The organism is Pseudomonas sp. FP818, from assembly GCF_030687335.1.
Taxonomy (GTDB): Bacteria; Pseudomonadota; Gammaproteobacteria; order Pseudomonadales; family Pseudomonadaceae; genus Aquipseudomonas; species Aquipseudomonas shahriarae.
Map to the genome: position 1 here is coordinate 4,075,744 of NZ_CP117427.1, position 17,929 is coordinate 4,093,672.

Below are 17,929 nucleotides of genomic sequence, written 5' to 3' on the forward strand. Positions count from 1 at the left end.
CGGCGATGCGGGCTTGCCCGCGATGAGGCCTTCAAACCCCACACCCCCCCAGCCACAAAAAAGCCCCGAACCAGTCGGGGCTTTTTCATTTACCGCTAATGCTTAGCGCGGAAACGCTGGCGGGTTGACCCCAGCCATGTCTTCCATCACGCGCACCACCTGGCAGCTGTAACCGAACTCGTTGTCGTACCAGACGTACAGTACAACGCGGTTATCCTGGGTGATGGTCGCTTCAGCATCGACCACACCGGCGTGGCGCGAGCCAACGAAGTCGGTGGACACCACTTCCTGGGAATTGACGAAGTCGATTTGCTTATGCAGATCGGAGTGCAGCGCCATGTAGCGCAGGTACTCGTTCATCTCTTCACGGGTGGCGGCTTTCTCAAGGTTGAGGTTGAGAATGGCCATCGACACGTTCGGCGTGGGTACACGGATCGCGTTACCGGTCAGCTTGCCGGCCAGCTCAGGCAGGGCCTTGGCAGCAGCGGTGGCAGCACCGGTCTCGGTGATCACCATGTTCAGCGCGGCACTACGGCCACGGCGATCGCCCTTGTGGAAGTTGTCGATCAGGTTCTGGTCGTTGGTGTACGAGTGAACGGTTTCGACGTGACCGTTGATGATGCCGAACTTGTCATTCACAGCCTTGAGCACCGGCACGATGGCGTTGGTGGTGCAGGAAGCGGCGGACACGATCTTGTCGTCAGCGGTGATTTCGTTGTGGTTGATGCCGTGAACGATGTTCTTCAGCTTGCCCTTGCCAGGCGCCGTCAGCACAACGCGGTCGATACCCGGGCAGGCCAGGTGCTGGCCCAGGCCGTCGGCATCACGCCATACGCCAGTGTTGTCCACCAGCAAGGCGTTCTGGATGCCGTACTGGGTGTAATCCACCTCGGTCGGGTTCTTCGCGTAGATCACCTGGATCAGGTTACCGTTGGCGGTGATGGTGTTGTTTTCTTCGTCAACGGTGATGGTGCCATTGAACGAACCGTGTACCGAGTCGCGGCGCAAGAGGCTGGCGCGCTTGGTCAGGTCATTTTCGGCGCCTTTGCGCACGACAATGGCCCGCAGGCGCAGGCCGTCGCCACCGCCGGTTTTTTCGATCAGGATGCGTGCCAGCAGACGGCCGATACGACCGAAGCCGTACAGCACCACGTCGGTGCCTTTACGGGATGCGGCGTTTTGCTGGCCAACCACGTCGGCCAGTTCTTCACGCACGAACTGCTCGGCGCTGCGGCCATTGCCTTGAGCGCGGAATTTGAACGCCAACTTGCCCAGGTCCACCGAAGCCGCGCCGAGCTTGAGCTCGCTCATGGCTTTAAGCAGAGGGAATGTTTCGTGGACGGAGAGTTCGCTATCGTCCGAAGAACGATGGCGAGCAAAGCGATGAGCCTTGAGAATCGCGATGACTGATTGGTTGATCAGGCTGCGGCCATAGATCGAGCTCACCACATTGTTATTGCGGTACAGCTGACCGATAAGCGGGATCATCGCTTCTGCGAGTGCTTCACGGTCGATCCATTCACCAAGACACTGGTCGGGCTTCTGAGTCACGGGAACCTTCCACATGTAGGGGCTGAAAAAAGGGGCTACATTATGCCGCCCGACCGCCCCCGGAGCAATGCGCGCCACGCAACAAAAGCCCTTGCACATAATTTTCGCCGCGCTACAGGCCAGTAAATACGCGGCTTCCAGCGCACCCCCTGGTGAAAGCGTCGGGCCACTTGTCCGTAACCCTCCGAAACATACGTACATTTTGGCACTACATTTTGAGTCAAAACCGCGCATTGTTTGTCTTAGCCACTACATTTCCTACAAACCGTAATAGGCACAGTCAGCAACTGACAGGCGGCACTCCAGGCCGTTACAATTACCGACTTTGTCGCAACGCTGGAGCTCAAACGTCCGTGCCCGTCCTGCGTCTACCGCTACTCCCTGCCGAGGCAGGTAAACAGCATTGGGGCAATCTGCCCGGTGCCGCCCTGAGCCTGGCCATTGCCGAGGCTGCCAGTGCAGCCAAGCGCTTTACCCTGCTATTGACTGCCGACAGCCAAAGCGCCGAACGGTTGGAGCAGGAGCTGAGTTTCTTTGCCCCCGATTTGCCGGTGCTGCATTTCCCGGACTGGGAAACCCTGCCCTACGACTTGTTCTCGCCGCACCAGGACATCATCTCCCAGCGCATCGCCAGCCTGTACCGCTTGCCGGAACTGGCCCACGGTGTGCTGGTGGTGCCGATCACCACGGCCCTGCACCGCCTGGCGCCGACCAAGTTCCTGCTGGGCAGCAGCCTGGTGCTGGATATCGGCCAGAAACTCGACGTGGAGCAGATGCGCACGCGCCTGGAAGCCAGCGGCTACCGCTGCGTCGATACGGTGTACGAGCATGGCGAGTTCGCCGTGCGTGGCGCGTTGATCGACCTGTTCCCGATGGGCAGCAAACTGCCCTACCGCATCGACCTGTTCGACGACGAAATCGAGACCCTGCGCACCTTCGACCCGGAAAACCAACGCTCCATCGACAAAGTACAGTCGATCAAGCTGCTGCCGGCCAGGGAATTCCCCCTGCAAAAAGACGCCGTCACGCGCTTCAAGGCGCGCTTTCGCGAACGCTTTGACGTGGACTTCCGTCGTTGCCCGATCTTCCAGGACTTGAGCAGCGGGATTACCCCCGCCGGTATCGAGTACTACCTGCCGCTGTTCTTCGACGAAACCTCGACCCTGTTCGATTACCTGCCCCAGGACACTCAGGTGTTCTCGCTGCCGGGCATCGAACAGGCGGCGGAAAACTTCTGGAACGACGTACGCAACCGTTATGAAGAACGCCGCGTCGATCCATCCCGGCCTTTATTGCCGCCTGCCGAGCTGTTCCTGCCGGTAGAGGACTGCTTCGCCCGCCTGAAGAACTGGCCACGGGTGGTCGCCAGCCAACAGGATGTGGAAGCTGGCGTCGGCCGCGAACGCTTCCCGGCCCAAACCCTGCCCAACCTGGCCATCGAGGCCAAGGCCAGCCAGCCGCTGCAAGCGTTGTCCGACTTCCTCGGCGATTTCCCCGGCCGCGTGCTGTTTACCGCCGAATCCGCCGGGCGCCGCGAAGTGCTGCTGGAGTTGCTGGAACGTCTGAAGCTGCGACCAAAAACCGTCGACAGCTGGCCGGACTTTGTCGCCGGCAAGGACCGCCTGGCGATCACCATTGCGCCGCTGAACGAAGGCCTGCAACTGGATGATCCGGCCCTGGCGCTGATTGCCGAGAGCCCGCTGTTCGGCCAACGCGTGATGCAGCGCCGACGCCGGGAAAAACGTGCCGACGCCAACAACGACGCGGTGATCAAGAACCTCACCGAACTGCGCGAAGGCGCGCCGGTGGTGCATATCGACCACGGCGTGGGGCGCTACCTGGGCCTGCAGACCCTGGAGATCGACAACCAGGCCGCCGAATTCCTCACCATGGAATACGCCGAGGGCGCCAAGCTCTATGTGCCGGTGGCCAACCTGCACCTGATCGCGCGCTACACCGGCAGCGACGACGCCCTGGCGCCGTTGCACCGCCTGGGTTCCGAGACCTGGCAGAAGGCCAAGCGCAAGGCCGCCGAGCAGGTGCGCGACGTAGCCGCCGAACTGCTGGACATCTATGCTCGCCGCGCGGCCCGCGAAGGCTATGCGTTCGCCGACCCGAAGGCCGACTACGCCACGTTCAGCGCAGGCTTCGCCTTCGAAGAAACCCCGGACCAGCAAACCACCATCGACGCCGTGCGCGCCGATATGCTCGCGCCCAAGCCCATGGACCGCCTGGTCTGCGGTGACGTGGGCTTTGGCAAGACCGAAGTGGCGATGCGCGCCGCGTTTATCGCGGTGCATGGCGGCCGCCAGGTGGCAATCCTGGTGCCGACCACCCTGCTCGCCCAGCAGCACTACAACAGCTTCCGCGACCGCTTTGCCGATTGGCCGGTGACCGTGGAGGTGATGAGCCGCTTCAAGTCCGCCAAGGAAGTCAACGCAGCCGTGGCCGACCTGGCCGAAGGCAAGATCGACATCGTGATCGGTACCCACAAGCTGCTGTCGGACGATGTGAAGATCAAGAACCTGGGCCTGGTGATCATCGACGAAGAGCACCGCTTTGGCGTACGCCAGAAGGAGCAGCTCAAGGCCCTGCGCAGCGAGGTCGATATCCTGACCCTGACCGCCACACCGATCCCGCGCACGCTGAACATGGCGGTGTCGGGCATGCGCGACCTGTCGATCATCGCCACGCCGCCGGCACGACGCCTGTCGGTGCGCACCTTCGTCATGGAGCAGAACAACAGCACGATCAAGGAAGCCCTGCTGCGCGAGTTGCTGCGCGGCGGCCAGGTCTACTACCTGCACAACGATGTGAAAACCATCGAGAAATGCGCCGCCGACCTCGCCGAACTGGTGCCGGAAGCGCGGATCGGCATCGGCCACGGGCAGATGCGCGAACGCGAACTCGAACAGGTGATGAGCGACTTCTACCACAAGCGCTTCAACGTGCTGATCGCCTCGACCATTATCGAGACCGGCATCGACGTGCCGAGCGCCAACACCATTATCATCGAGCGCGCCGACAAGTTCGGCCTGGCGCAGTTGCACCAGTTGCGTGGCCGGGTCGGCCGCAGTCACCACCAGGCCTACGCCTACCTGCTGACGCCACCGCGCCAGCAAATCACCGGCGATGCGGAAAAGCGCCTGGAAGCCATCGCCAACACCCAGGACCTGGGCGCGGGCTTTGTGCTGGCCACCAACGACCTGGAAATCCGTGGCGCCGGCGAACTGCTGGGCGACGGCCAGAGCGGGCAGATCCAGGCCGTGGGCTTTACCCTCTACATGGAGATGCTGGAGCGCGCGGTGAAGGCCATCCGCAAAGGCGAACAACCGAACCTCGACCAGCCCCTGGGCGGCGGGCCGGAAATCAACCTGCGTCTGCCAGCATTGATTCCCGAGGACTACCTGCCGGATGTGCATGCACGCCTGATCCTGTACAAGCGCATCGCCTCGGCCACTGACGAAGAAGGCCTCAAGGACCTGCAAGTGGAGATGATCGACCGCTTCGGCCTGTTGCCGGAGCCGACCAAGAACCTGGTGCGCCTGACCCTGCTCAAATTGCAGGCCGAGCAACTGGGGATCAAGAAGGTCGACGCCGGGCCGCAGGGCGGGCGTATCGAGTTCGAAGCGCAGACGCCGGTAGACCCGCTGGTACTGATCAAGTTGATCCAGGGCCAGCCCAACCGCTACAAATTCGAAGGCGCTACGCTGTTCAAGTTCATGGTGCCGATGGAACGTGCAGAAGAGCGCTTTAATACATTGGAGGCGCTGTTTGAGCGCCTCATCCCGAAACCTGCTTGAAGGACGCCCCATGCGCCTGCTTCGTATCCTGAGCCTGTTGTTGGTGGTAGTCGCACCTTCGGCGTTTGCCGACAGCCTCTACCAGGTGGAAATGATCCTGATCCGCCAGAATGCAGAGCCGCTGATCAATAGCCGGCCAGCCCCGGAAGACTGGGCCGCCGGGGCGCCACGCCAAGGGATCGAGAAAATCAGCCCGCCGCGCCTGAACAATATCGTCGAGAAACTCCAGGCCAATGGCGACTACACCGTGCTGCTGCACAAAGCCTGGGAGCAGAACCTGGGCGAGCAGCCGGTGAAGGTGAAAATCACCGACGGCCAGGAACAGTTTGGCCAATACCCCATCCAGGGCACACTGGACCTGCAATTGGGGCGTTTTACCCGTATTGACGCCAGCTTCTGGCTCAACCAGTTCGACAACAACGGCAGCGTGATTGCCAGCGAACACTTGAGCCAGCCGGACGTGCGCACCAAGAACAACCAGCTCAATTACCTGGACGCTGGCCACCTGGCCCTGCTGATCAAGATCACCTCACTTACCGCCAAGCCACCGAGCGCACCGCCGCCCGGCCTGGCGGACTGATCCAGCGCCATGCCCCTGACGTCGTCGCTGACCAAACCCCTGGCTCCGTCCTGGGCCAACCGCTTCAAGGAACAAAGCCTGGAGCGCGGCCGGCGCTACGCCCTGGAAAACCGCGTAAGGATTGTCGAGTCCGGCGACAGCACCATCATCGCCAGTTGCGAAGGCTCGGGCGGCAATGTGTATCGCCAGACCATCTCCCTGCGCGAATCGACCAAAGGCACCCTGATCCTGGTGGACAGCCGTTGCACCTGCCCCGTGCACACCAATTGCAAACACATCGCGGCCGTGCTGCTGCAGGTCCAGGAAACCCTGGCCTACCCGGCGGCGGCCAAGGATGCCGAGCTGCTGGAGAAACTGCAGGCCGTGCTGGATAACCGCGTGGTCCTGCCGCAAGTGGTGCTCGAGGATGTGCAGCCGATTCCCCGGCTGTGGCTGGCCAGCATCGAGTTCAGTGCCTTTGAGCCGCGCAACGGCAAGATGCAGCGCTATATCCAGCACCGCGCAGCGCTGTCGTTCAATTACCAGGGTAACTATGTCAGCGGCCAGAAAAACGCCGACATCATTGTCCGCCAGGAAACCCAGAGCCTGCGGATCAAGCGCCATCCCGAGGTGGAGCAAGGCTTTCGCGAGCACCTGCGCCTGCTGGGCTTCAAGATCGCCACCCGCCAGAGCAAGGCCCTGCCGGAAAGCGCCGGCGAGCTGTTTGAGATGGTCAATGACAGCGCCTGGCTGAACTTCACCCTCAACGCCTCCCCAAGCCTGCGGGCTGCCGGTTGGGAACTGCAGATCGACGAGGATTTCGGCTTCGACCTGAGCCCGGTCGAGGACTGGTACGCCAGCGTCGATGAAGTGCCGGAGCGCGATTGGTTCGACCTGGAGTTGGGGATTATCGTCAATGGCGAACGGCTGAGCCTGCTGCCGATCCTGCTGAACCTGATGCGCTCCCACACCGAAATCCTCAACCCGGAAAAGCTCGCGCGCCGCCGCGACGACGAACTGATCCTGGTGAACATCCCCGGCCTGCCCAACGGTGGCCACGGCCCGCTGCAAGTCGCCCTGCCCTACGGCCGGCTCAAACCGGTGCTGGCGACCCTCGGTGAGTTCTACCTGCAGGAGCCTGGCACCACCGCCTTGCGCCTGGCCAAGGCCGACGCGATTCGCCTCAACCCGCTGGAAGACCTGCCGCTGCAATGGGAAGGTGGCGAGCAGATCCGCAACTTTGCCCAGCGCCTGCGCGACATCAAGGACTTCACCTGCGCCGCCCCCGAGGGCCTCAACGCCACGTTGCGCCCCTACCAGCTCGAAGGCCTGAGCTGGATGCAGTCCCTGCGCCAACTGGAAGTGGGCGGGATTCTCGCGGATGACATGGGCCTGGGCAAAACCCTGCAGACCCTGGCGCATATTCTCAGCGAAAAAATCGCCGGGCGCCTGGACCGGCCGTGCATGGTGGTGATGCCTACCAGCCTGATCCCCAACTGGCTCGACGAAGCGGCGCACTTCACCCCGCAGCTCAAGGTGCTGGCACTGTACGGTGCCGGGCGCAAGAAACACTTCGCCCAGTTGCAGGACTACGACCTGCTGCTGACCACCTACGCCCTGCTGCCCAAAGACATCGAACAACTGGCCGTGCAGCCACTGCATGTGCTGATCCTCGACGAAGCCCAGTACATCAAGAACCCCACCAGCAAGGCCGCCCAGGCCGCCCGCGAGCTGAATGCACGCCAGCGCCTGTGCCTGAGCGGCACGCCCCTGGAAAACCACCTGGGCGAGCTGTGGTCGCTGTTCCACTTCCTGCTGCCGGGTTGGTTGGGCGATGTAAAAAGCTTCAACCGTGACTACCGCGTGCCCATCGAAAAACGCGGCAGCGACGTGCGATTGCAACACCTCAACGGTCGGATCAAGCCGTTCCTGCTGCGCCGTACCAAGGAACAGGTGGCTACTGAATTGCCGCCCAAGACCGAGATCATCCACTGGGTCGATCTCAATGAAGCCCAGCGCGATGTGTACGAAACCATGCGCCTGGCCATGGACAAGAAGGTGCGCGACGAGATCACCCGCAAGGGCGTGGCCCGCAGCCAGATCATCATTCTGGAAGCGCTGCTCAAGCTGCGCCAGGTCTGTTGCGATCTGCGCCTGGTAAACGACGCCACCCTGCCCGCACGCGGCAGCAGTTCCGGCAAGCTCGACAGCCTGATGGAGATGCTCGACGAGCTGTTTGCCGAAGGGCGCAGGATCCTGCTGTTCTCGCAGTTCACCTCGATGCTCAGCCTGATTGAGCTCGAGCTGAAAAAACGCGGGGTCGCCTACGCCTTGCTGACCGGCCAGACCCGCGACCGACGCACGCCGGTCAAGGACTTCCAGAGTGGCAAGCTGCAGATCTTCCTGATCAGCCTCAAGGCGGGCGGCGTGGGACTTAACCTGACCGAAGCCGATACCGTGATCCACTACGACCCCTGGTGGAACCCGGCCACGGAAAACCAGGCGACTGACCGTGCGTATCGCATCGGCCAGGAAAAGCCAGTGTTTGTGTACAAGATGATTGCCCGGGGCACCGTGGAAGAGAAGATCCAGGCGCTGCAGCAAGAAAAGTCAGACCTGGCAGCGGGGGTGCTGGATGGCCGCACCACGGGCGACTGGAAGCTGGGCAACGAGGATATCGAGGCGCTGTTTGCGCCGTTACCCCAAAAGCTAGAGAAGCGTTGATAGCTAGATAGCTATCGCGGGCACGCCCGCTCCCACAGGGGGCTCACTGGGGCAGAGATTTTTGGTACCACCACAAATCAAATGTGGGAGCTGGCTTGCCTGCGATAGCGGTGGGTCAGCCGCCAGAAAGAGTGACTGGGTTACCGCGATCGCGGGCAAGCCCACTCCCACAGGGGATCTCACTGGGGCAGAGATTTTTGGTACCGCCACAAATCAAATGTGGGAGCTGGCTTGCCTGCGATCGCGGTGGGTCAGCCGCCAGAAAGAGTGACTGGGCTGCCGCCATCGCGGGCAAGCCCGCTCCCACAGGGGGGCTCACTGGGGCAGAGATTTTTGGTACCGCCACAAATCAAATGTGGGAGCTGGCTTGCCTGCGATAGCGGTGGGTCAGCCGCCAGAAAGAGTGACTGGGCTGCCGCCATCGCGGGCAAGCCCGCTCCCACAGGGGGGCTCACTGGGGCAAAGATTTTTGGTACCGCCACAAATCAGATGTGGGAGCTGGCTTGCCTGCGATGGCGGTGGGTCAGCCGCCAGAAAGAGTGACTGGGCTGCCGCGATCGCGGGCAAGCCCGCTCCCACAGGGGGCCCACTGGGGCAGAGATTTTTGGTACCGCCACAAATCAGATGTGGGAGCTGGCTTGCCTGCGATGGGCGCACCTCAATCTCATTCGATCAACTGTGCATCCCGAAGCGCGCCAAGTGCCGCCAACCAACGCGGATCCTGCTTATAGTCAGTCGACGCAATCGCCTGCCCACGCATACGGGCAATACGTGCCGATGGCGTGACCTTCATGCGCTGGGCGGCACTCAGGGCCAGCTCGGCCGCCGCGCGGTCATTGCACACCAGGCCCATGTCGCAGCCAGCACTTAAAGCAGCCTCGATCCGGCTCGCCGCATCCCCCACCACGTGGGCACCGGCCATGGACAGGTCATCACTGAAAATGACCCCGTCGAACTGCAATTCGCCGCGCAGGATGTCCTGCAACCAGCGACGCGAGAAGCCGGCCGGCTGGTTATCCACCTGAGGGTAAATAACGTGGGCCGGCATGACCGCGGCCAATTGCTTGCTCAGGCGCGCGAACGGCACCAGGTCATGGGTGCGCAGTTGTTCCAGGCTGCGCTCATCAACAGGAATGGCGACGTGGGAATCTGCCTCGGCCCAGCCATGACCCGGGAAGTGCTTGCCGGTGGCGGCCATGCCAGCGCTGTTCATGCCCCGGATAAAGGCGCCGGCCAGCAACGCGGCACGCTCGGGATCACCTTCGAACGAGCGCGTGCCTACGACGGCGCTGCGCTGGTAGTCGAGGTCCAGCACGGGGGCGAAGCTCAGGTCCAGGCCGACGGCCAGTACTTCCGTGGCCATGACCCAACCGCACTGCTCGGCCAGGTATTCGGCATTGGCATTGTCCGCCAACGCCCGCATGGCCGGCAGGCGTACAAACCCCTGGCGCAGGCGCTGGACCCGACCGCCTTCCTGATCCACAGCCAGCAACAGGTCCGGGCGCACTGCGCGAATGGCGGCGCTCAATTCCCGCACCTGGCGCGGATGCTCGATGTTGCGCGCAAAAATGATCAGGCCGCCCACTTCAGGCTGGCGCAACAAGTGGCGATCTTCAGCCGTCAGCCAGGTGCCGGCGACGTCCACCATCAAAGAGCCTTGCAGGGCAGCAGTCATAAATTTTCCTTGAATGACGCGCGCACTTCACCGCCTCGCCAGGTCAAGCCAGGCAAGGCGGTGGAGTGCGGATAAATAGTTGAAATCGGCATGGGCGGCTAGCTTAGCGGATGCAAGCGGTTGCGCCCAGACGCCAGTGGCTAAACCTTGGCCGCCACCGGGACGGACTTGCTGCGCGGGCGCAGTTGAGCGGCGGCCATGGCCGGGTCGGTGACGCCGCTTTCCGCGCGCATGCCGGCGGCCAGGAACGGCACCATCAGGCGCATCACCTGCTCGATGGAGGTGTTGACGCCGAAATCGGTCTCGGCGATGGCGCGCAAGGCTTTGATCCCGGACATGCTGAACGCAGCAGCACCGAGCATGAAGTGCACGCGCCAGAACAATTCGATAGGGGGAATACGCGGGGCCGCCTCGTTCACCAGCAACATGTAGCGACGGAATACTTTGCCGTACATGTCTTCGAGGTAACGTCGCAAGTGGCCCTGGCTCTGACTGAACGCCAGGCCCAGCAGGCGCATGAAGATCGACAGATCGTTGCCGCTGCGCGGCTGTACCACCAGGGCTTGCTCGACGAGGATTTCCAGCAGGTCTTCCAGGCTCGGCTTATTCTCAGGCTTGGCCTGGCGCCGCTCCAACTCACGGTCGAGGCTGATGCAGAATGGCCCCAGGAAGCGCGAGAACACCGCCTGAATCAGGGCTTTTTTCGAGCCGAAATGATAGTTCACTGCTGCCAGGTTGACCCCGGCCTTGCTGGTGATAAGCCGCAATGAAGTTTCAGCAAATCCTTTTTCCGCGAACAACTGCTCGGCAGCATCGAGAATGCGTTCAACGGTTTCCGACTGGGCCATGGCTACTCCGCCTGACAAACACTTGTTTGAAACATACGTTTCACCTTGTGCAATGTCAAGCCTGCAGGTCCGTTTTCCGGCCGGTCAGTCACCCGATTCGCACCTATTTAATCACATCTTCCATCGCCTGTAGGCAGCGCTGTCTCCAGGCTTTGCAGGGCCCGACGGATGACCGTCCGGCGGAGTCGGCAAAAACGATGATTGCCAAGCGCAGTTCACTGTATATAATCCCAGTCACTGTATAAAAAGACAGAGCGATCAACATGCTAAAACTGACGCCACGCCAAGCTGAGATTCTCGCTTTTATCAAGCGCTGCCTCGACGACAACGGCTATCCGCCGACCCGGGCAGAAATCGCCCTGGAGCTGGGGTTCAAATCCCCCAATGCTGCCGAAGAACACCTGAAGGCCCTTGCCCGCAAGGGTGCGATCGAAATGACCCCGGGTGCGTCCCGCGGTATTCGTATCCCTGGCTTCGAAGCCAAGGCTGACGAATCGACACTGCCGATCATCGGCCGGGTCGCTGCCGGTGCGCCGATTCTGGCACAACAGCACGTCGAAGAGTCCTGCAACATCAACCCGACCTTCTTCCATCCTCGCGCCGACTATCTGTTGCGGGTCCATGGCATGAGCATGAAGGACGTGGGCATCTTCGACGGCGACCTGCTGGCCGTGCACACCACCCGCGAAGCGCGTAACGGCCAGATCGTCGTGGCCCGCATTGGCGATGAAGTAACGGTCAAGCGCTTCAAGCGCGAAGGCAGCAAAGTCTGGCTGCTGGCAGAAAACCCTGAGTTTTCGCCGATTGAAGTCAACCTGAAGGATCAGGACCTGGTGATCGAAGGCTTGAGTGTCGGCGTAATTCGCCGCTAACGGAGGCATCATGCAGTTCCCACACGCGCAACAACATACACAACTGCCGCTGTTTGAGGCCTTTCTGGCCCAGCCACTTGCACCTATCCTCAGCGAGGCGGTGGAGTCCCCATGGACCGCCCCCGCCGAACCGGAGGTCTTCAGTGAATTGTCGTTGCGCGGCGCTGCCGGGAACTGCCTGAGCTTGCTGGCGCCGATCCTGCGTGAACTGAGCGAGGAACAGGACGCCCGCTGGCTGACCCTGATCGCCCCACCCTCCAGCCTGACCCAAGCCTGGCTGCGGGATGCAGGCCTGAACCGCGAGCGCATCCTGCTGCTGCAACCACGCGGTGCCCAGAGCGCCCAGCAACTGACCTGCGAGGCATTGCGCCTGGGGCGTAGCCACACCGTCGTCAGCTGGCTGAACCCGCTGGGCGCTTCGGCCAAGCAGCAGTTGATCAGCGCAGCGCGCACAGGCGATGCACAAAGTTTGAATATTCGATTGGGATAAACCCGAGACTGGCGCGCAACGCGTTCTCGGGAGTGGCACAGGTCGTCCGATTGCAGCCTGACGTCAGGTCAGTGCCTGCGATGGACGCAAGGCTTCTACAGAATTGAGAAGCCGATTGAACATTTGAATCTTAAAAAACGCCAAACGGACTCAGTGAAGAACCCGTGGACCGTCGTCTTTTTCAGGTTCGCCTTCAGCCAGGCGCCCCGCCATCTGCACACCCACGCTCAACATGGCTTTTGCCACTTCCACATGCTGGCCTTGCAGGAACGCCTTGGCGTCCTCGGAAAAATCCAAAGTCACCAGAGAACCCTCGTCCTCAGCCCTGCGCAGCTCAATTCGGCCGTCGGGCAATTCAACAATTTCCAGAAAGGACGTTGGCATAAAAATCTGTTCTCCAGGATAGCCCGGCATTATATCAGGCATGAGGGCTGCATCGCTCGGTATCTGAGGCAGCTTGCCGTGCGGCTTGATGAATGGTCAAAGGCCTGCCGAGTACACCCGGCTCAGCACTCGTTCAATCCATCCCGAAAGCGGATCGCCAGCTTCTTCAGCTCCTGGCGCCAACTCTCCAGTTCGGCCCGGCTCAGTGGCTCCGGCCCTTCTTCTTCCAGGCTGACCGCAACGATCAGCGGCTGGGTCACATCGCCCTTGGGCTTGTGCGGCACACGCGGCGGCTGGAACATCGCCGAATGCGCAGCCAACAAGCGTGCCAGCCAACTGTCTGGGCTGCGGGCCATTTCCACCAATTCAGCCAACTCAGGAATAGCCAGCGACTCCTGCACCTCACGGGTCAGGATATCCTCGGCCCGTGGCGCATTCGCCTGGGGCAAACGATAGAAGCCGGCAATTTCATGACACAGGCCCAGCAAGGCCCCGTACAGGTGAAACAACGCCGACTCTCGACCCGCCTGGACCAGCGCGATAGCGTTCATCTCCTTTCCTTCCTCGGCGCGGCCAAGGGCTTCCAGGGACAAACCCGCGAAGTAAATTTTCTGGTTGGTACGGGTATAGAGTTCGTTGGCCATGACGGCAGTCTCCACAACGACATAGATGTGATGCTGGCTGAACAGTGTCAAGGATGAGACAAGTCCACTGCAAGCGCAAAACAAAAGGCCGCCTGTGAAGGCGGCCTTTACTTCAACGCAGGTGCTGGATCAAGCGCCCTGGCGCTTATCCTCGACCTTCCACTTGCCACCGTCGTAGAAGGCTTTCCAGCCCGTAGGCTTGCCGTCCACTTCGGTCTGCACGTACTGCTCCTTGGTCTTGCGGCTGTAGCGGATCACGGCCGGGCGACCGTCGGGATCCTTCTTCGGCGCTTCGCACAGGAAGTGGTACTTCGGATCGATTTCATCCTTGTGCGGCACGATCTCCAGCACCAGCGGCGCACGGGTTTCGCGATTTTTAGGGAACTGGCTGGCGGCCAGGAACAAGCCCGAAGCGCCGTCACGCAGGATATAGGTGTCGTTGACCTTCTCGCACTTGAGCTCGGGCATCTTCACCGGGTCCATCTTCGGCGGCGCCGCATCACCGCTTTTCAGCAGTTTGCGGGTGTTCTTGCAGGTCGGGTTGGTGCAACCGAAGAACTTGCCGAAACGACCGGTCTTGAGCTGCATCTCGCTGCCGCACTTGTCGCATTCCAGGCTCGGGCCTTCATAGCCCTTGATGCGATAGGTGCCTTCTTCGATCTCGTAGCCGTTGCAATCGGGGTTGTTACCACAGATGTGCAGCTTGTGCTTCTCGTCCAGCAGGTAGGCATCCATGGCCGTGCTGCAGATCGGGCAACGGTGCTTGCCACGCAGCACCAGCGACTCGGATTCACCCTCGTCATCGGCAGCGATTTCATCACCTGGCACCAGGTTGACGGTGGCCTTGCAGCGCTCTTTGGGCGGCAGGCTGTAGCCCGAGCAACCCAGGAACACACCGGTCGACGCGGTACGGATCTGCATTGGACGACCGCAAGTGGTGCACGGAATATCCGTCATCACCGGCTGATTGGCACGCATGCCGTTTTCCGGGCTCTCGGCTACTTCGAGTTTTTTCTTGAAGTCGCCGTAGAACTCGTCGAGTACGTTTTTCCAGTCGCGCTCGCCCTGGGCCACGTCATCGAGATTCTCTTCCATACCGGCAGTAAAGCCGTAGTCCATCAGGTTGGAGAAGCTCTCGGACAGACGCTCAGTAACGATATCGCCCATCTTTTCCGAATAGAAACGACGGTTGTGCAAGGCAACGTAGCCACGGTCCTGGATCGTGGAAATGATCGCCGCATAGGTCGAAGGACGACCGATACCGCGTTTTTCCATCTCCTTGACCAGGCTGGCTTCCGAATAACGGGGTGGTGGCTTGGTGAAGTGCTGGCTCGGATCGAGTTTGATCAGCTTCAGCGCATCGCCCTGAGCCATGTCTGGCAGCACATCGTCATCACCCGGCTTGGCGATTTGCGGCATCACGCGGGTATAGCCGTCGAACTTGAGGATCCGGCCCTTGGCACGCAGCTCGAAGTCCCCGGCACCCACTGTGACGGTGGTGGACAGGTATTGCGCCGGCAGCATCTGGCACGCCAGGAACTGGCGCCAGATCAGCTCGTAGAGGCGCTCAGCGTCGCGTTCCATGCCGGTCAGCTTGCTTGGCTCGGTATTGGCGTCGGACGGACGAATCGCTTCGTGAGCCTCTTGTGCGCCTTCCTTGCTGCTGTAGACGTTTGGCTTCTCCGGCAGGTACTTCTTGCCGAACTCGCTTTCAATATAAGTACGCGCCATCGCCACCGCGTCCACCGACAGGTTGGTGGAGTCAGTACGCATATAAGTGATGTAGCCCGCTTCGTACAGACGCTGGGCCATCATCATCGTCTTCTTCACGCCAAAGCCCAGGCGGTTGCTCGCGGCCTGTTGCAGGGTGGAGGTGATGAACGGCGCCGACGGCTTGCTGCTGGTGGGCTTGTCTTCACGCTTGACGATGCTGTAGCTGGAAGCCTTGAGCTTGTCCAGCGCGGCCATGGCCTGGGCTTCGTTGAGCGGCTTGAAGGCCTCGCCTTTCTCGCGGGCCACTTCAAAGCGCACGTTATTGCCCTTGGCGGTACCGAGGTCCGCGTGGACTTCCCAGTACTCTTCAGGGTTGAACGCACGAATCTCGCGCTCACGCTCCACCACCAGCTTGACCGCTACCGATTGCACACGGCCAGCGGACAGGCCGCGGGCGATCTTCGCCCACAGCAGTGGCGAGACCATGTAGCCGACGACGCGGTCGAGGAAGCGCCGCGCCTGTTGGGCATTGACGCGGTCAATGTCCAACTCGCCCGGCTTGGAGAAGGCTTCCTGGATCGCCTTCTTGGTAATTTCGTTGAACACCACGCGTTTATAGCGGCTGTCATCCCCACCGATGGCTTCGCGCAGGTGCCAGGCAATGGCTTCCCCTTCGCGGTCCAAGTCCGTCGCGAGATAGATGGTGTCAGCATCCTTGGCGAGCCGGCGCAGCTCCTCGATCACCTTTTCCTTGCCCGGAAGGATTTCGTACTTGGCCTTCCAGCCATGATCCGGGTCCACACCCATGCGCGAGACCAGCTGCTTGCGCGCCTTCTCTTTAGGCGAGAGCACCGGACCTTCGCCCGCAGCCGCCTTGCCGCGCTTGGCAGCAGGCTCCTTGCTGGCGCTAGCCGAACCGCTGGTGGGCAGGTCTCGGATATGGCCGATACTCGACTTCACCACGTACTCGTTACCCAAGTACTTGTTGATGGTCTTGGCCTTAGCCGGGGATTCCACAATGACCAGCGATTTGCCCATGGATCGGAAAATTCCTGAATTCGAGAAGAGAAAGGCGGTTGGCGCCTGACGCGGCAACGCTATATATAGTGGCAACACAGTGAGGTCAAGCGCAGCATTGCGCGCAACCCGCCGTTATTGCCCTGAAAAAAGACTGGGTTCGACCTGCACCAAAGCAAAGCGCGGGACCTGCTTGCCGTCAACCTCGACGGTCTCCAGGAACATGCTCAAGGGACGCACCCAAAAGCCGTAATCGCCATACAGTGCTTGGTAGAACACCACTTCTTCCTCGGTCTCGGAGTGCCGTGCCACATTAAAAACGCGGTACTTGGGACCTTTATAATGCTGGTAGAGCCCTGGTTCGACTTTCATGCTCTGACCCTCTTACAAAATTTATTAAAAAAAAATTAAAAATTCCAAAAAACAAAAACCGGGGCACTGGGCCCCGGCTTCCGTCAACCCAACGCTTAGACGCGTTCGAAGACGGTGGAAATGCCTTGGCCGAGACCAATGCACATGGTTGCAACCCCCAGGTTGCCGCCATTTTGCTTCATCACGTTAAGCAAGGTGCCGGAGATACGTGCACCGGAGCAACCGAATGGGTGGCCCAGGGCAATCGCACCGCCGTGCAGGTTAACCTTCTCGTTCATCTTGTCGAGTACTTTCAAATCTTTCAGCACTGGCAGGGCCTGTGCGGCGAAAGCTTCGTTGAGCTCGAAGAAGTCGATGTCGGAGATACTCAGACCTGCGCGCTTCAAGGCTTTTTGTGTGGCCGGTACTGGACCATAGCCCATGATCGCCGGGTCCACACCTGCTACGGCCATGGAACGGATCACCGCCAGAGGCTGGATCCCCAGGTCCTGGGCACGCTGGGCCGACATCACGATCATGCACGAAGCACCATCAGTGATCTGCGACGACGTACCGGCTGTCACGGTGCCGCCCTTTGGATTGAACGCCGGCTTCAAGGCCGCCAGGCTTTCCAGGGTGGTGTCCGGACGAATGGTTTCGTCGTAGTCGAACAGTTTCAGGAAACCGTTCTCGTCGTAGCCGTTCATCGGGATGATTTCATCCTTGAACTTGCCTTCCACAGTCGCCTTGTGGGCCAACTGGTGGGAGCGCAAGCCAAAGGCGTCCTGGGCTTCACGGGTGATGCCATGCATCTTGCCGAGCATTTCCGCAGTCAGGCCCATCATGCCCGAGGCTTTCGCCGCGTACAGCGACATGTGCGGGTTAGGATCGACACCGTGCATCATGCTGACGTGACCCATGTGCTCCACGCCACCGACCACGAACACATCACCGTTGCCGGTCATGATCGCCTGGGCAGCCGTGTGCAGCGCGCTCATCGACGAGCCACACAGGCGGCTGACGGTCTGGCCGGCCGCGGTGTGCGGGATCTGCGTCATCAAGGAGGCCATGCGCGCGATGTTCCAGCCCTGCTCCAGGGTCTGGTTGACGCAGCCCCAGATCACGTCCTCGACCTCGTTCGGGTCGACCTTGACGTTACGCTCCAGCAACTTGCTGATCAGGTGCGCCGACATATCTTCGGCACGGGTGTTGCGGTGCATGCCGCCCTTGGAGCGGCCCATCGGAGTACGACCGAAGTCGACAATCACGACGTCTCTTGGATTCAAGCTCATAAATAT

13 protein-coding genes are annotated in these 17,929 nt (G+C 61.0%); 5 read left to right on the top strand and 8 right to left on the bottom strand.

All coding sequences use genetic code 11. The features are described from left to right. Positions 1-102 precede the first annotated feature (102 nt). Positions 103-1,566 carry a glyceraldehyde-3-phosphate dehydrogenase gene (locus PSH80_RS18430; protein ID WP_057960296.1) on the bottom strand — a complete coding sequence of 488 codons (1,464 nt, stop codon included), beginning with the start codon at positions 1,564-1,566 and terminating at the stop codon, positions 103-105. Between the two features lie 338 nt (positions 1,567-1,904). Here PSH80_RS18430 and mfd point away from each other — a divergent pair, with 338 nt between their 5' ends. From mfd to PSH80_RS18445, 3 genes are read left to right on the top strand one after another with little or no spacing between them, the layout of a single operon-like run. Next, positions 1,905-5,354, top strand: coding sequence for a transcription-repair coupling factor (gene mfd / locus PSH80_RS18435; protein WP_057960297.1), 3,450 nt, complete (start codon positions 1,905-1,907; stop codon positions 5,352-5,354). Between the two features lie 10 nt (positions 5,355-5,364). Next, positions 5,365-5,934, top strand: a complete 570-nt coding sequence (locus tag PSH80_RS18440; RefSeq protein ID WP_057438527.1) for a CsiV family protein — start codon at positions 5,365-5,367, stop codon at positions 5,932-5,934. 9 nt (positions 5,935-5,943) lie between these two features. Next, positions 5,944-8,637 carry a DEAD/DEAH box helicase gene (locus PSH80_RS18445; protein WP_198799598.1) on the top strand — a complete coding sequence of 898 codons (2,694 nt, stop codon included), beginning with the start codon at positions 5,944-5,946 and terminating at the stop codon, positions 8,635-8,637. Between the two features lie 664 nt (positions 8,638-9,301). Here PSH80_RS18445 and nagZ read toward each other — a convergent pair. Both nagZ and PSH80_RS18455 read right to left on the bottom strand, forming a co-directional pair. Further along, positions 9,302-10,312, bottom strand: coding sequence for a beta-N-acetylhexosaminidase (gene nagZ / locus PSH80_RS18450; protein ID WP_057438525.1), 1,011 nt, complete (start codon positions 10,310-10,312; stop codon positions 9,302-9,304). A gap of 140 nt (positions 10,313-10,452) precedes the next feature. Next, a complete protein-coding gene (locus PSH80_RS18455; protein WP_057438524.1) occupies positions 10,453-11,160 on the bottom strand; it encodes a TetR/AcrR family transcriptional regulator in 708 nt (235 codons plus the stop codon). A 263-nt stretch (positions 11,161-11,423) separates the two neighbouring features. On the opposite strand from PSH80_RS18455, the gene lexA reads away from it, so the two are divergent. Further along, on the top strand, positions 11,424-12,032 hold the full coding sequence (gene lexA, locus PSH80_RS18460; protein ID WP_029300096.1) for a transcriptional repressor LexA: 609 nt from the start codon (positions 11,424-11,426) through the stop codon (positions 12,030-12,032). A gap of 10 nt (positions 12,033-12,042) precedes the next feature. Further along, on the top strand, positions 12,043-12,522 hold the full coding sequence (sulA, locus tag PSH80_RS18465) for an SOS-induced cell division inhibitor SulA (RefSeq protein WP_057438523.1): 480 nt from the start codon (positions 12,043-12,045) through the stop codon (positions 12,520-12,522). A 150-nt stretch (positions 12,523-12,672) separates the two neighbouring features. Here the strand turns inward: sulA and PSH80_RS18470 are convergent, their stop codons facing one another. The 5 genes from PSH80_RS18470 to fadA all read right to left on the bottom strand — a co-directional run bounded on the left by PSH80_RS18470 (position 12,673) and on the right by fadA (position 17,923). Further along, positions 12,673-12,906, bottom strand: a complete 234-nt coding sequence (locus tag PSH80_RS18470; protein ID WP_026136850.1) for a hypothetical protein — start codon at positions 12,904-12,906, stop codon at positions 12,673-12,675. A gap of 122 nt (positions 12,907-13,028) precedes the next feature. Then, the gene (locus PSH80_RS18475) at positions 13,029-13,550 is read right to left on the bottom strand and encodes a DUF6586 family protein (RefSeq protein WP_057438522.1); all 522 of its coding nucleotides are present in this window, start codon (positions 13,548-13,550) and stop codon (positions 13,029-13,031) included. Positions 13,551-13,679: 129 nt separating this feature from the next. Further along, positions 13,680-16,301: a type I DNA topoisomerase gene (gene topA / locus PSH80_RS18480; protein ID WP_057438521.1), complete on the bottom strand. Its 2,622-nt coding sequence runs from the start codon at positions 16,299-16,301 to the stop codon at positions 13,680-13,682. A gap of 114 nt (positions 16,302-16,415) precedes the next feature. Next, complete coding sequence (locus tag PSH80_RS18485) at positions 16,416-16,652, bottom strand: DUF1653 domain-containing protein (RefSeq protein WP_029300088.1); 237 nt, start codon at positions 16,650-16,652, stop codon at positions 16,416-16,418. A 95-nt stretch (positions 16,653-16,747) separates the two neighbouring features. Beyond that, positions 16,748-17,923: an acetyl-CoA C-acyltransferase FadA gene (gene fadA / locus PSH80_RS18490; RefSeq protein WP_005786153.1), complete on the bottom strand. Its 1,176-nt coding sequence runs from the start codon at positions 17,921-17,923 to the stop codon at positions 16,748-16,750. Between the last annotated feature and the right edge of the window lie 6 nt (positions 17,924-17,929).